Origin of the sequence: Kitasatospora sp. NPDC058063, from assembly GCF_042885395.1 — a bacterium.
Taxonomy (GTDB): Bacteria; Actinomycetota; Actinomycetes; order Streptomycetales; family Streptomycetaceae; genus Kitasatospora; species Kitasatospora lactacystinica.
In genome coordinates this window covers 96,004-110,339 of the sequence record NZ_JBHVSD010000025.1, presented here as the reverse complement: position 1 = coordinate 110,339, position 14,336 = coordinate 96,004, and the positions used below count along the sequence as shown (strand labels likewise).

General features: G+C 73.8%; 10 protein-coding genes. 7 read left to right on the top strand and 3 right to left on the bottom strand.

Annotation, left to right across the window (positions count from 1 at the left end):
• Nucleotides 1-187: 187 nt before the first annotated feature.
• The gene (gene hflX, locus ACFVUY_RS33910; protein WP_387694077.1) at nt 188-1,690 is read left to right on the top strand and encodes a GTPase HflX; all 1,503 of its coding nucleotides are present in this window, start codon (nt 188-190) and stop codon (nt 1,688-1,690) included.
• 67 nt (nt 1,691-1,757) lie between these two features.
• Here hflX and ACFVUY_RS33905 read toward each other — a convergent pair whose 3' ends face one another.
• Together ACFVUY_RS33905 and ACFVUY_RS33900 are read right to left on the bottom strand one after the other, a co-directional pair.
• Nucleotides 1,758-2,876, bottom strand: a complete 1,119-nt coding sequence (locus tag ACFVUY_RS33905) for a trypsin-like serine peptidase (RefSeq protein WP_387736146.1) — start codon at nt 2,874-2,876, stop codon at nt 1,758-1,760.
• A gap of 71 nt (nt 2,877-2,947) precedes the next feature.
• Complete coding sequence (locus tag ACFVUY_RS33900) at nt 2,948-4,144, bottom strand: trypsin-like serine peptidase (protein ID WP_387694079.1); 1,197 nt, start codon at nt 4,142-4,144, stop codon at nt 2,948-2,950.
• Nucleotides 4,145-4,575: 431 nt separating this feature from the next.
• On the opposite strand from ACFVUY_RS33900, the gene ACFVUY_RS33895 reads away from it, so the two are divergent.
• The 5 genes from ACFVUY_RS33895 to ACFVUY_RS33875 are packed head-to-tail and all read left to right on the top strand — an operon-like array spanning nt 4,576 to nt 12,330.
• Entirely contained in the window at nt 4,576-6,372 is a 1,797-nt protein-coding gene (locus tag ACFVUY_RS33895) for an IucA/IucC family protein (RefSeq protein WP_387694080.1), read from the top strand.
• Entirely contained in the window at nt 6,264-6,992 is a 729-nt protein-coding gene (locus tag ACFVUY_RS33890; RefSeq protein WP_387736190.1) for a GNAT family N-acetyltransferase, read from the top strand. The genes ACFVUY_RS33895 and ACFVUY_RS33890 overlap by 109 nt, the downstream gene beginning before the upstream one ends.
• Before the next feature lie 9 nt (nt 6,993-7,001).
• The gene (locus ACFVUY_RS33885; RefSeq protein ID WP_387736144.1) at nt 7,002-8,402 is read left to right on the top strand and encodes a lysine N(6)-hydroxylase/L-ornithine N(5)-oxygenase family protein; all 1,401 of its coding nucleotides are present in this window, start codon (nt 7,002-7,004) and stop codon (nt 8,400-8,402) included.
• A complete protein-coding gene (locus ACFVUY_RS33880) occupies nt 8,380-10,203 on the top strand; it encodes an IucA/IucC family protein (RefSeq protein WP_387736142.1) in 1,824 nt (607 codons plus the stop codon). The genes ACFVUY_RS33885 and ACFVUY_RS33880 overlap by 23 nt, the downstream gene beginning before the upstream one ends.
• A gap of 12 nt (nt 10,204-10,215) precedes the next feature.
• Complete coding sequence (locus tag ACFVUY_RS33875; RefSeq protein WP_387694083.1) at nt 10,216-12,330, top strand: ATP-dependent DNA helicase; 2,115 nt, start codon at nt 10,216-10,218, stop codon at nt 12,328-12,330.
• Nucleotides 12,331-12,504: 174 nt separating this feature from the next.
• On the opposite strand, the gene lexA is transcribed toward ACFVUY_RS33875, so the two are convergent.
• Nucleotides 12,505-13,290, bottom strand: coding sequence for a transcriptional repressor LexA (lexA, locus tag ACFVUY_RS33870; RefSeq protein WP_380350895.1), 786 nt, complete (start codon nt 13,288-13,290; stop codon nt 12,505-12,507).
• Between the two features lie 451 nt (nt 13,291-13,741).
• Here lexA and nrdR point away from each other — a divergent pair, with 451 nt between their 5' ends.
• Entirely contained in the window at nt 13,742-14,242 is a 501-nt protein-coding gene (gene nrdR / locus ACFVUY_RS33865; RefSeq protein WP_359907050.1) for a transcriptional regulator NrdR, read from the top strand.
• Nucleotides 14,243-14,336 lie beyond the last annotated feature (94 nt).

Genomic DNA, 14,336 nt, shown 5'->3' with positions numbered 1-14,336 from the left:
CCATCATGGGGAATTCACGGCCGGTCCACGGCGTTGTCCGGGCACAGGAGCCCGGGTCTCATCCGAGGACCCGAGGGGCAGCTCACCCCCGCCCGGACGGTAACCGGGGCGGCAGCTGGGCAGACTCCGTACGGGAGCGCGGAAGCGGTCCCCGAAGGCCACCCGTACCAGCGAGCCAAAGGACAGAATGACCTCCACGTTCGACACCCGCGACCACGCCGACGCTCCGCGCCGCCTCGACGGTCGGCGGGCGGAAGCCCTCATGGACGAGGACCTCGCGGCCATCGACGAGGACCTCGGCCACCACTACGACGGCGACCAGTACGACCGCAGCGAGCGAGCCGCCCTGCGCCGTGTCGCCGGCCTCTCCACCGAACTCGAAGACGTCACCGAGGTCGAGTACCGCCAGCTCCGCCTGGAGCGCGTGGTGCTCGTCGGCGTCTGGACGGACGGCACGCTGGAGGAGGCGGAGAACTCGATGGCCGAGCTCGCCGCGCTCGCCGAGACGGCCGGCTCCCAGGTGCTGGACGGCGTCATCCAGCGCCGCGACAAGCCCGACGCGGCCACCTACATCGGCTCCGGCAAGGCGAAGGAACTGCGCGACATCGTGGCCGCCAGCGGCGCCGACACCGTCGTCTGCGACGGTGAGCTCACCCCCGGCCAGCTGATCCACCTGGAGGACGTGGTCAAGGTCAAGGTCGTCGACCGGACGGCCCTGATCCTGGACATCTTCGCCCAGCACGCCAAGTCCCGGGAGGGCAAGGCGCAGGTCTCGCTCGCGCAGATGCAGTACATGCTGCCGCGCCTGCGCGGCTGGGGCCAGTCGCTGTCCCGGCAGATGGGTGGCGGTGGCTCCGGCACCTCGGGCGGCGGCATGGCCACCCGTGGTCCCGGTGAGACCAAGATCGAGACCGACCGGCGCCGGATCCGCGAGAAGATGGCGAAGCTCCGCAAGGAGATCGCCGACATGAAGAAGGGCCGCGACACCAAGCGCCAGGAGCGCAAGCGCCACCAGGTGCCGTCCGTGGCCATCGCCGGGTACACCAACGCCGGCAAGTCCTCGCTGCTCAACCGGCTCACCGGTGCGGGCGTCCTGGTGGAGAACTCGCTGTTCGCCACCCTGGACCCGACCGTGCGCCGGGCCGAGACCCCGAGCGGGCGGCTCTACACCCTGGCGGACACCGTCGGCTTCGTCCGGCACCTGCCGCACCACCTGGTCGAGGCCTTCCGCTCGACCATGGAGGAGGTCGCCGACGCCGACCTCATCCTGCACGTGGTGGACGGCTCGCACCCCGAGCCGGAGACGCAGCTGGCCGCCGTCCGCGAGGTCATCGTCTCGGTCGACGCGCAGAACGTGCCGGAGATCGTGGTGATCAACAAGGCGGACGCCGCCGATCCGCACGTGCTCCAGCGCCTGCTGCGCCGCGAGCCGCACGCCATCGTGGTGTCGGCCCGCAGCGGCGCGGGGATCGAGGAACTGCTGCAGCTCATCGACGACGAGCTGCCGCGTCCGGCGGTCGAGGTGCGGGCCCTGGTGCCCTACACCCAGGGCGCGCTGGTCTCCCGGGTGCACGCCGAGGGGGAGCTGCTCTCCGCCGAGCACACCGGCGAGGGCACCCTGCTGCACGCCAAGGTGCAGGCCGAGCTGGCCGCCGAGCTGGAGTACTTCGCGGTGGCCCTGCAGGGCTGAGGCCGGAGCGAACGAAGGGCCCCGGGACGGTTCGCCGTCCCGGGGCCCTTCCCGTGCCCCGCGGGGGCTACCGGACGTTCTTGGCGAAGTAGTCGAAGGCCTGCTTCGCCTGGTCGTGCAGGGAGGGCCCGGCCTGGTAGCCGGCCGGGTTGCGGTTGCCGACCGCGCCGACGCTGATCAGGTTGGGCTTGCCGTCCCTGATGACGAACCAGCCGCCGCCGGAGGCGCCGGCCGTCATGGAGCAGCCGATCACGTACATCGGCGGGCGGGTCCGGTCGAAGGAGAGCCGCCCGGGCGCGGCCGGGGAGTCGCAGCGTTCGAGCTCCAGGCCGTCGAACGGCCGCTCGGCCGGGTAGCCGTAGGCGGCGGCCGCGGTGATCTGCTCGCGCGGGGCGTTGAACCAGATCGGCACCGAGCCGCCGACCGTCTCCTCCAGGGACCGGCCGGAGCCGTCCTCGCCGCGCACCCGCAGCACGCCGTAGTCGTACTGGTTGCGGGCACCGACGCCGCTCTCCTGGCGCCAGGTCGGCGAGACCAGCGCGCGCACCGCCGTCCACCGGCCGTACGGGGCGGCCTGCTGGTCCGGGTTCGGCTTGCCGTGGACCACCCGGCCGTCCCGGTTGAAGGCCGGGACGAACACCAGGTTCTTCAGCCAGCCGCCGCCCTTGCCGTCGTGCAGGCAGTGCGCGGCGGTGTAGACGAGGTTGCTGCGGCCGGGGTTGACCGGGTCGGAGACCACGGTGGCGGAGCAGGCCGCGTCGCCCTGCGGCGTGGTCATGAAGAGCCGGCCGACCACCGCGCCGGCCTGGGCGTACGGGTGCGGCAGCGGCTGGGCCGGGACGGCGGCCGGCGCGGCGTCCTGTTCGACACCGGCCGCCGCGGGGGCGGTCAGGGAGTACTCCGGGGTGGGCCGGGGCTTGGCGGTGTCCATCCGGGCGGCCGTCCAGAAACCGGGCGCCGCGTCGCCGGCGAAGGCGCTGTCGGCGACGTAGCGATCCCAGTCCTCCACCTTCCAGCCGGTCAGGTCGCCCAGGCTGGTGGGCGCGGAGCGGGGCAGGGCGAGGGGCGCGGTGGCGGGCCGGGCCGGGCCGTCCGGGCCGCACCCGGCGGCGCCCAGCGCGAGCGCGGCGAGCAGCGCGGCGCCGGCCGCCCTGGCCCGGCGCCGCCGGCTGGTGGTTGTCGGCATGCTGGCTCGTCCCCCGTGCTGTGCTGGTGGTCCCGTGCCGCCCCCCGGCGGCTGCTTCCCGCGTACGGCTGCTACTTCTTCTTCGAGATCCAGTCCAGTGCCTGCCGGGCGACCGCCTCCAGGTAGGGGCCGCTCAGCGAGGTGTGCTCCTGGGTGCCGATCGAGGTGTTGCTGACCAGGGCGGTCCTGCCGTCGGGCATGGTGGCGAACCAGCCGCCGCCACTTGCGCCCTGGGTCATGGTGCAGCCGATGGTCAGCATCGTCGGGCGCTTGGCGTCGAAGGAGAGCCGGGTCGGCTTGCCGCCGTCGCACTTGTACAACTCCTGGCCGTCGAACGGCTTGACGAGCGGGTAGCCGACGGCCGAGACCCTGAGCTGGTCGCGCGGCGCGTCGAACCAGACCGGAACGGCCGAACCGACCGTCTCCTCCAGGGACTTGCCGGTGTCGTTCTGGTTGCGCACGCGCATCACCGCGAAGTCGTACTGATTGGCGGCGTCGCCGCTGCCGCCGCCCTCGACCATCCACTGCGGCGAGGCGGTGACCTGGTCGGCCCACCAGGTGCCCAGCGGGGCCAGCTCGGACAGTGGGGCCCGCTTGCCGCCGCTGGAGGCGCCCGAGTTGTTGTAGGCGGGCACGAAGACCAGGTCCTTGAAGAAGTTGCCGCCCTTGCCCTCGTGCACGCAGTGGCCGGCCGTCCAGACCAGGTTGCTCTTCCCCGGGTGCTGCGGGTCGGTGATCACCGTCGCCGAGCAGTTGCCGCGGCCGCCCTGGGCGGAGAAGAACACCTTTCCGGAGGGCTGCTTCGTGTACGGGCGGGGCACCGCCAGGGCCTTGACCACCGGGGGCTCGGGGTCGGTCACGCCGTCGTCGGTGGACGGTGCGGGGGTGGCGGGGGCGGGCTTGGCGGCGGGCGGGGCCGGCTCGGCGGGCTTGGAGTCGCCCATCTTGTCCGGGTCCCAGAAGTCCTTCACCACCGGGTTGTTGAAGACGTGCGTGGACGCCCACTTGTCCCAGTCCTCGAACTTCCACTTCTTCAGGTCGTCCCAGCTCCTGGGCAGTCCCTCCAGCAGGCTGGTCGGCAGCCCGGACGGGAGGGTGATTCCGCCGATCGCCCCGCCCGCGCCCGCGGCCTGGGCCGCCGCGGAGGAGGGCGGCGGCGCGGGGCTGGTCCCGACGCCCGCCGGGCCGTCGGGTCCGCAGGCGCTCACGGCGAGCAGGGTGCCCGCGGCCAGGGCGGCGGCCAGGGCTGACCGGTGGATCGTTGGCATCTGTGCGCTTCCCCCTGTGCTCGGGCGGTGGGTGCTGGGCGGTGCCGGGTCACCGGGTGGTCCCGGCTCGCCGGACGGTGCCGCGGTGGGCGGCCGCACACCGGGGCGGTGGGTGCCCGGCCGGTTCGCGGTGCGGCGGTCCGCCGTCGTGGAGTCTTCCATCGCACAGGAGGACGGCGGTGCCCGCCCCCCGGGTTGCGGCGCCGGCCGGAGGTCACCGATCCGTGATCCGGGCCCGGCCGGTGCACCGGCCCAGCAGGGCATCCGGTCCCGAATGTGCACAATCGCCGATTCTCACCCGGACGAGTGAGCGCTCCTTGTGATCACCCGTCATGGATAGGTAACCCTTACCTGACGCGACGGTGCGAGTGCCCGCCGATCCCCTCCACCACAGTGCGCGTCCGCACCCCCACGCGCCCCAAGGAGCAGCCTTGAGCACCGCCCTCACCGGAGCCCCGCCCGTACCGCCGCCCACCGCGGCACGGGCCTTCGGACACGACCTGCTGCTGCACCCCGACCCGGCCGTCGCCGCCGAACAGGCCGGACTGGAGGCCCTGCTGCGCTGCTGGACGCGGGAGACCGGAGCCCGGCCCGGCCCGGACGGCCGACTGCGGATCGCCGTCCTCGGCGGGGCCGCCCGGCTCACCGCCCCGGTCCGCTACTGGTCGCCCGGCGGCTGGCACCGCTTCGGCCCCGCCACCCTCGCGGCCGGCGAGGGCGGCGCCGAGGCCCCGGTGGACGCCGTCACCGCCGCCGCGCTGCTCGCCGCCGCGGCCGCCGAACGGCCCGACCCCGGGCAGGTCGCCGACCTGGCCGGCCGGGTCGCCGACTCGGTCGTGCGCACCGCCGAGATCCTCGCCCACCGCCGCACCGCCGCCGTACCCGGCGGGCCGGAGCGCTCGCACTTCCTCGCCGCCGAACAGTCCCTGCTGCTCGGCCACCCGCTGCACCCCACGCCCAAGAGCCGCGACGGCCTCGGCCCCGCCCAGAGCGCCGCCTACTCGCCCGAACTGCACGGCTCCTTCCAACTGCACTGGTACGCGGTGGACCGCGAACTGCTCGCGGCCGGCTCCGCCGTCGCCGAGAGCGCCGAGCAGCTCACCGCCGGCCTGCTCGACGGCGGCCCGGCGCTGCCGCCCGGCACCGCCGCCGTCCCGCTGCACCCCTGGCAGGCCCGCGAACTCGCCCACCGCCCGGCCGTCGCCGCCCTGCTCGCCGACGGGCTGCTGCACGACCTCGGCCCGGCCGGCGAACCCTGGTACCCCACCTCCTCGGTGCGCACCGTCTACCGGCCCGGCACCCCGTGGATGCTCAAGCTCTCGCTCGGCCTGCGGATCACCAACTCCCGCCGGGAGAACCTGCGCAAGGAACTGCACCGCGGCCTGGAGATGCACCGGCTGCTGGAGAGCGGGCTGGCCGCCGAGTGGCGGGCCGCCCACCCCGGCTTCGACATCGTCCGCGACCCCGCCTGGATCGGCGTCGACCACCCCGACCTCGGCGACCCCAACGGCCTGGACACCGTGCTGCGCGCCCAGCCCTTCGCACCCACCGACCGCGCGCTGTGCGTCGCCGGGCTGGTCGCCGAACAACCGCTCGGCGGCGGCGACACCGTGCCCTCCCGGCTCGGCGACCTCCTGCGGGCGCTGGCCCTGCGCTGCGCCCGCCCGCTGCGGACGGTGGCCGCCGAATGGTTCCTGCGCTACCTGGACGCGGTCGTGCTGCCCATCCTCTGGCTGGACGGCCGGGGCGGCATCGCCCTGGAGGCGCACCAGCAGAACAGCCTCGTGCTGCTGGACGCCGAGGGCTGGCCGTGCGGCGGCCGCTACCGCGACAACCAGGGCTACTACTACCGGGAGAGCGCCGCCGGCACGCTCGCTGCCCGGCTGCCCGGGCTCGGCACGGACAGCGACACCTTCCTGCCGGACGAGGTGATCGACCACCACTTCGCCTACTACCTCGGCATCAACCACGTGCTCGGCCTGATCGGCGCCTTCGGCTCCCAGCGGCTCGCCGACGAAACGGTGCTGCTGGCGGCGCTGCGCCGGTTCCTGGCCGGTCCGCGGGCCGCCGCCACCGGCTCGGCGCTGCCCGCCCTGCTGCTGGACGCGCCCACACTGCCCTGCAAGGCCAACCTGCTCACCCGGATCAACGGCATGGACGAGCTGGTCGGTCCGGTCGCCAGCCAGTCCGTGTACGTGGACATCCCCAACCCGGTGGCGGGCGCCTGATGCCGCACGAGCTGCCCGGGCGGGCACCGGTGCCCGCCCCGGCGGGCGAGTTCCGGCTCGGCCCGGTGTCCACTCCGGCGGGCGAGTTCCGGCTCGGCCCGGTGCTGCTGCCCGCCGACCTGGCGCTGCTCACCGGCTGGATGAACGACCCGGAGGTCGACGCCTTCTGGGAGCTCGCCGGGCCGCCGGAGGTCACCGAACGGCACGTCCGGGCCCAGCAGGACGGCGACGGCCGGAGCCTGCCCTGCCTCGGCCTGCTCGACGGCGAGCCGATGAGCTACTGGGAGGTCTACCGCGCCGACCTCGACCCGCTCGCCGCGCACTACCCCGCCCGGCCGTACGACACCGGCGTGCACCTGCTGCTCGGCCCCGCCGCCAGCCGCGGCCGAGGGCTGGGCGCCGTCCTCCTCGCCGCCCTCGCAGAATTGATTCTTCGTGGGAATCCGCGCTGCGAACGGGTGGTGGCCGAGCCGGACGTCCGCAACCGGCGGTCCGTCCGGGCCTTCGAACGGGCCGGATTCCGAGCCGCCGCCGAACTCGACCTGCCCGGCAAGCGCGCCGCCCTGATGGTCCGCGACGGGGCCGACGGGCCCGCCGCGCAGGCCCAACTCCCCGCCTAGGAAACCCCTGTGGACACCTCGACACCCCCCGCGTACGACCTGCTCGGCGTCGGCATCGGCCCGTTCAACCTCTCGCTCGCCGCGCTCGCCGAGCCCGTCCCCGGCCTGCGCACCCTCTTCTGCGACCAGCGCCCGGAGTTCCGCTGGCACCACGGGATGCTGGTGGACGGGGCCCGGATGCAGGTGCCGTTCCTCGCCGACCTGGTCTCCCTGGTCGACCCGACCAGCCCGTGGTCCTTCCTCAACTACCTGCGCGACCAGGACCGGCTCTACCCGTTCTACTTCGCCGAGCGCTTCCAGCTGCCGCGCCGCGAGTACGACCACTACTGCCGCTGGGCCGCCGAACGGCTGGCCGGCTGCCGCTTCGGCACCGAGGTCACCGCCCTGCACTGGGACGCGCCCTGGTACCGCGCCGAGCTGACCGACACCGCGACCGGCCGGCGCTCCGAGGTCAGGGCCCGCAACCTCGCCCTCGGCGTCGGCACCCGGCCGGTCCTCCCCGAGGCCTTCGCCGCGCTGGCCGGCCACCCGCACGCCTTCCACTCCGCCGAGTATCTGGACCGCCGCGCCGACCTGGCCGGCGCCCGGGACATCACCGTGATCGGCAGCGGACAGTCCGGCGCCGAGGTCTTCCTCGACCTGCTCCGGCGCCACGAGGGCGACGGCGTCCGGCTGCGCTGGCTCACCCGCACCAGGGCGCTCGCCCCCATGGAGTACTCCAAGCTCGGCCTGGAGCACTTCACCCCCGACTACACCCGCTACTTCCACAGCCTGCCCGCCCCCGTCCGGGACGCGCTGGTCGCCGCCCAGTGGCAGCTGCACAAGGCCGCCAGCGCCGAGACCCTCGCCGAGATCCACGACCACCTCTACGAGCGCACCATCGGCCGCCCGATCGGCACCGCCCCGGTCGAGATCACCCCCGGCACCGCCGTCACCGCCGCCCGACCGGGCCCCTGCGGCGGCCTCGAACTGCACTGCCGGCACACCGACTCCGGCGCCGAGCACCTGCTGCGCACCGACGCCCTGGTGCTCGCCACCGGCTACCGGGCGGCCCGCCCGGCCGCCCTCGAACCGCTCGCCGAGCTGATCGACTGGGACGAGGCCGGGCGCTACCGGGTCGACCTGGACCACCGGGTCGCCACCCGCCCCGAACTCACCGGCGGGCTGTACGTCCAGAACGCCGAACTCCACACCCACGGCGTCGGCACCCCCGACCTCGGACTCGGCGCCCACCGGGCCGCCGTGATCCTCAACGCCGTCACCGGGCGCACCGTCCACCGGCTGCCCGACCGCACCGCCTGGACCGGCTTCGCACCACCCGTACCCGCCGCCGACCCCGCGTCCCACCACCGGACCACCGTCGTCCCCCGCCCCCAGGAGTTGACCCGTGCCGCAACCGTCGGCCGCTGAACCGCCGCTCCACCTGCCCCCGCACCTCACCGCCGGGCACTGGCAGCGGGCCGGCCGGGCCCTGCTGGCCAAGATGCTGGGCGAGTTCGCCTACGAGGACCTGCTCCGGCCCGTCCCCGGCGAGGCGCCCGGCGAGTACCGGTTGGAGCTGCCCGAGGCCGAGTACCGCTTCACCGCCCGGCGCGGCGCCTACGACAGCTGGCAGGTCGACCCCGAGTCCGTCCGCTGCACCCGCCCGGACGGCCTGGACCCGCTGCGCTTCCTCCCGTACGCCCGGCAGACCCTCGGCATGCGCGGCGAGACCACCGGCCACCTGATCCGCGAGCTCTGCGCCACCCTGACCGCCGACGCCCGCCAGCTCGCCACCGCGCTGACCGCCGCCGAACTCGCCGACCTCGACCACGCCGCCCTGGAGGGCCGGCAGACCGGCCACCCCTGGATCGTGCCCAACAAGGGCCGGATCGGCTTCTCCGGCACCGACGCCGCCCGCTGGGCCCCGGAGGCCCGCAGCCCCCGCCCGCTGCCCTGGATCGCCGTCCACCGCCGGCTCGCCGAGTACCGCGGGGTGCCCGGCCTGGAACGGCCCGAGCAGCTGTACGCCCGCGAGCTGGACGACGTCGACGCGCTGCGTGCCGCGCTCGGCCCGGACGCCGGGGACTACCTGCTGCTGCCCGTCCACCCCTGGCAGTGGGACGAGACGGTCCTGCCGCTGTTCGCCCCCTGGATCGCCTCCGGCGAGATCGTCCCGCTGCCCTCGGACGGCGACCCACGGCTGCCCCAGCAGTCCATCCGCTCCTTCTTCAACACCGCCCACCCCGAGCGCTGCACCGTCAAGCTGCCGCTGTCCGTCCTGAACACCCTGGTCTGGCGCGGCCTGCCGGTCGAGCGCACGCTGGCCGCGCCCGCCGTCACTGCCTGGCTGCTCGGGCTGCGCGACACCGACCCGTACCTGCGCGACGAGTGCCGGGTGATCCTGCTCGGCGAGATCGCCTCCGTCACCGTCGACCACCCGCTCTACCGCGAGCTGCCCGAGGCTCCGTACCAGTACAAGGAGCTGCTCGGCGCGATCTGGCGCCAGCCGCTCGGCCCCTTCCTGGACGGCGGCGAGCGGGCCCGCACCCTGGCCGCGCTGCTGCAGACCGGCTCCGACGGGCGGGCGCTCGCCGCCGAGCTGATCGACCGCTCCGGCCTGCTCCCCGGCGACTGGACCGCCCGGCTGTTCGCCGCGACGATGCCGCCGCTGCTGCACTTCCTCTACCGCTACGGGCTGGTCTTCTCCCCGCACGGCGAGAACGCCATCGTGGTCTTCGACCCGTCCGATGCGCCGGTCCGGCTCGCGGTCAAGGACTTCGTGGACGACGTCAACCTCAGCGCGCAGAGCCTGCCCGAACTGCGCGCACTGCCCGCCGAGGTCGCCGAGGTGCTGCTGCGGGAGAGCCCGCAGGGACTCTGCCAGTTCATCCACTCCGGGCTCTTCATCGGCGTCTTCCGCTACCTCGCCCCGCTGCTGGAGGCGCAGACCGGACTGCCCGAGACCGAGTTCTGGGCGCTGCTGCGCGCCGAGGTGCTGCGCTACCAGGACCGCTTCCCCGAGCTGGGCGAGCGCTTCGAGCTGTTCGACCTGTTCCGCCCCCGGATCGACCGGCTCTGCCTCAACCGCAACCGGCTGCTGCTGGACGGCTACCAGGACCGCCCGCACCGCCCGCACGCCGCCCGGCACGGGACCGTGCCGAACGCGCTGGTCGCGGTGGAGGTGCGACTGCCCGGGCAGCGGGACCGGATTGTCACCCCCGCCCCGTAGGGTGGGAGGGTCATGACGAACGACTCCGAATCCCAGCCCGCGACGGCCCTCGGCGACGAGGCCGAGGAAGCCGTCGCCGTCCCGCGCTCGCGGATCCCCGAACTGCTGCACGCCGCGGTGGCGGCCGTCGGCGGCGCGGAGCGCCCCGGTCAGGTCCGGATGGCCGAGGCCGTCGCCGACGCCGTCGACCACGGCGAGCACCTGCTCGTCCAGGCCGGCACCGGCACCGGGAAGTCCCTGGCCTACCTGGTGCCCGCACTCGCCCACGGCGACCGCGTGGTCGTCGCCACGGCCACCCTGGCACTGCAACGCCAGCTGGTGGAACGGGACTTGCCGCGCACCGTCGAGGCGCTGCACCCCGTGCTGCGCCGCCGGCCGCTGTTCGCGATGCTCAAGGGCCGCTCCAACTACCTGTGCCTGCACCGGGCCAACGAGGGCACCCCGAGCGAAGAGGGCGAGGGCCTGTTCGACCCGGTGGACGCGCTCGGCGGGCCCACCGGGAAGCTCGGCAAGGACGTGCTGCGGCTGCGCGACTGGGCCGACGAGACGGACACCGGGGACCGCGACGACCTCAGCCCCGGCGTCTCCGACAAGGCCTGGGCCCAGCTGTCGGTCACCTCCAAGGAGTGCCTCGGAGCCACCCGCTGCCCGTACGGGCAGGAGTGCTTCGCGGAGAAGGCACGGGAGCGGGCCAAGCTGGCGGACGTCGTGGTCACCAACCACGCGATGCTCGCGATCGACGCGATCGAGGGCGCGCCGGTGCTGCCCGAGCACGGGCTGCTGATCGTGGACGAGGCGCACGAGCTGGTCAACCGGGTCACCGGCGCGGCCACCGCCGAGCTGACCGTCGGCGCGGTCAACCGGGCGGTCAAGCGGGCCGCGCGGCTGGCCAACGAGAAGGCGGTCGACGCGCTGCAGGCCGCCGCCGAGAACTACCACGGCCTGATGGAGACCGCCCAGCCCGGCCGGGTCGAGGAACTGCCCGAGTACCTGGCGTACGCGGTCACCGCGATCCGGGACGCCTCCCGCCAGGTGATCAGCTCGCTGGGCGAGACCAGGGACAAGGGGCTCAGCGACGAGGACGCCGTCCGCAAGCAGGCGATGGCCTCGGCCGAGGCGCTGCACGAGACGGCCGAGCGGCTGCTGGAGGACTCCGAGTACGACGTGGTCTGGATCGAGCGCAGCGACCGCTACGGGCTGGGCACCGCCTCGCTGCGGGTCGCCCCGCTGAGCGTCTCCGGGCTGCTGCGCGAGGGGCTGTACAAGGAGCGCTCGGTCGTCCTCACCTCGGCCACGCTCAAGCTCGGCGGGGACTTCAACGGCGTCGCCGCCTCCGTCGGCCTGCCCTCCGAGACGCGGCTGCCGGACGTCCGCACCGCCGGGGACAACCCGGAGTCCGGTCCGGCCTTCGGCGAGGACGCGGTGCCGCACTGGCGCGGGATCGACGTCGGCTCGCCGTTCAAGTACCCCAAGCAGGGCATCCTGTACGTCGCCAAGCACCTCGCCGACCCCGGGCGCGACCCCGAACGGCCGGACATGCTGGACGAGTTGGCCGAGCTGATCGGTGCGGCCGGCGGGCGGACGCTGGGGCTGTTCTCCTCGATGCGGGGCGCCCAGACGGCCGCCGAGGCGATGCGCGAGCGGTTGGACCAGCGCGTCCTGCTGCAGGGCGAGGACACCCTGGGCGAGCTGATCCGGGAGTTCGCCTCGGACGCCACCACCTGCCTGTTCGGCACGCTCTCGCTCTGGCAGGGCGTGGACGTGCCCGGCTCGGCCTGCCAGCTGGTCGTGATGGACCGGATCCCGTTCCCCCGGCCGGACGACCCGCTGATGAGCGCCCGCCAGAAGGACGTCGAGCAGCGCGGCGGGAACGGCTTCATGGCCGTCGCGGCGACGCACGCGGCGCTGCTGATGGCGCAGGGCGCGGGCCGGCTGGTGCGCGCGGCCGACGACCGGGGTGTGGTCGCGGTGCTGGACCCGCGGGTGGAGACCAAGCGGTACGGGAGCTTCTTCCGGTCCTCGATGCCCGAGTTCTGGTACACCACGGACCGTAACCAGGTGCGCCGCTCGCTGGCGGCGATCGACGCCTCGGCGGCGCCGGTGCGGCCGGTGGTGAAGCGGGGCTGAGGGCCGCGGCCCTCGGTCCCGGCGTTCCGGGCCCGGGGGCCGCGGGCTTCCGGGTTTGCGGGCCCCGGGATCGCGCGTCCCGGGGCCCCGTGGGTTGCCGGGCCGCAATGCCGGAGGGGCTCCCCGCACGAGCGGTGGAGCCCCTTCCCGGTGCCGTAGGTCGCGGCACAGGAGTCAGAGGCGGCGCAGGACCGCGACGACCTTGCCCAGGATGGTCGCGTTGTCGCCGTTGATCGGCTCGTACGCCGAGTTGTGCGGCATCAGCCAGATCCGGCCGTCCTCGCGCTTGAGCCGCTTGACGGTGGCCTCGCCGTCGATCATCGCGGCCACGATGTCGCCGTTCTCGGCGACCGGCTGGCGGCGCACGGTGACCCAGTCGCCGTCGCAGATGGCGGCCTCGATCATCGAGTCGCCGCGCACGGTGAGCGCGAAGAGCTCGCCCTCGCCGACCAGCTGGCGGGGCAGCGGGAAGACGTCCTCGACCGTCTGCTCGGCCAGGATCGGCCCGCCGGCGGCGATCCTGCCGACCAGCGGGACGTAGGAGGTGGACGGGCGGCCGGCCGTCTCGGCGGTGTTCGGGCGGGCCACCTCGACGCCGCGGACCTCGTAGGCGCGCGGGCGGTGCGGGTCCCGGCGCAGGAAGCCCTTGCGTTCCAGGGCCATCAGCTGGTGGGCCACCGAGGAGGTGCTGGACAGGCCGACGGCCTGGCCGATCTCGCGCATGGACGGCGGGTAGCCGCGGCGCTGGACGGAATCCCGGATGACCTCGATCACCCGGCGCTGGCGCTCGGTGAGACCGGCCTCGTCGGTGCGGATCCCGGGGGGGCGGCCGGGCATCGCGCGGGCGGGGGAGGGATGGCCGTCGTCCAGGGCGGCGGAGTGTTCGATCGGCTGGTCCGGAACGCGGGCCGTTCCGGACAGGGCCGCGCCGGGGAGACGGTGGTCTTCGCTACGGTCCATGCTGATGTCCAGACCCTGTTGATTCGTGGTGCGCTGCCCCACCTTGACCTGGGAGTGTTCCTGCACCGGGATGGTGTTGCTTTCGATCGTGTTCACGGCGGCCCCTCTCGACGGCTGTCCTCTCCCCTTTTCCAGCCCAACGCGCCTCCTATCGAAAGGTTGCGCCAAACACACGTTCGAGTGAATTATTCGGGAGTTGACTGACTCGATCAAGGCTTTGTTGTACATCGAGTAAATGTTCGAGCAGAACTCGACTCCGGCAGTCTAATCGGCGCCGTCGCGGCATCGACACGCCATGGTGCTCACCTCCCCCGGACTCCTAGATGTAGTGGCTACAGTCATCATCCGTGCCCAGTACTAGTGGTCACCCCGCATGATCGGCTTGCCCAGGCCGGGGGCACATCGCATAGACTCAAGAGGTCCGAACGTTCTGCCAGGGAGGGATCCCGAGGTGCACTGCCCCTTCTGCCGGCACTCCGACAGCCGTGTTGTCGACAGCCGGACCACCGAGGACGGCAGCTGCATCCGCCGCCGTCGGCAGTGCCCGGACTGCGGCCGCCGCTTCACCACGGTGGAGACGGCCGCACTGATGGTCATCAAGCGCAGCGGCGTCACCGAGCCGTTCTCCCGGCAGAAGGTCATCACCGGCGTCCGCAAGGCCTGCCAGGGCCGCCCGGTCACCGAGGACGCGCTGGCCCAGCTCGGGCAGCGGGTCGAGGAGTGCGTGCGCGCCAGCGGCAACGCCGAGCTGACCACCCACGACGTGGGGCTGGCCATACTCGGCCCGCTCAAGGAGCTCGACGTGGTCGCCTACCTGCGCTTCGCCTCCGTGTACCAGGCGTACGACGGACTTGAGGACTTCGAGGCCGCCATCGCGGAACTCCGCGTGGAACGGCCCCGCGCCCCCGAGGCGGACGACACCCCCGTGTCCGTCTCCGCCGCCGCGCCCTAGCGGGCGCCGGCACCGGGCCCCGGGCGGGCCCCGTCGCACCACCACGGCCCCGTGGGGCCCACGCGTGCCCGAAAACTGGGCACAGAACACTACA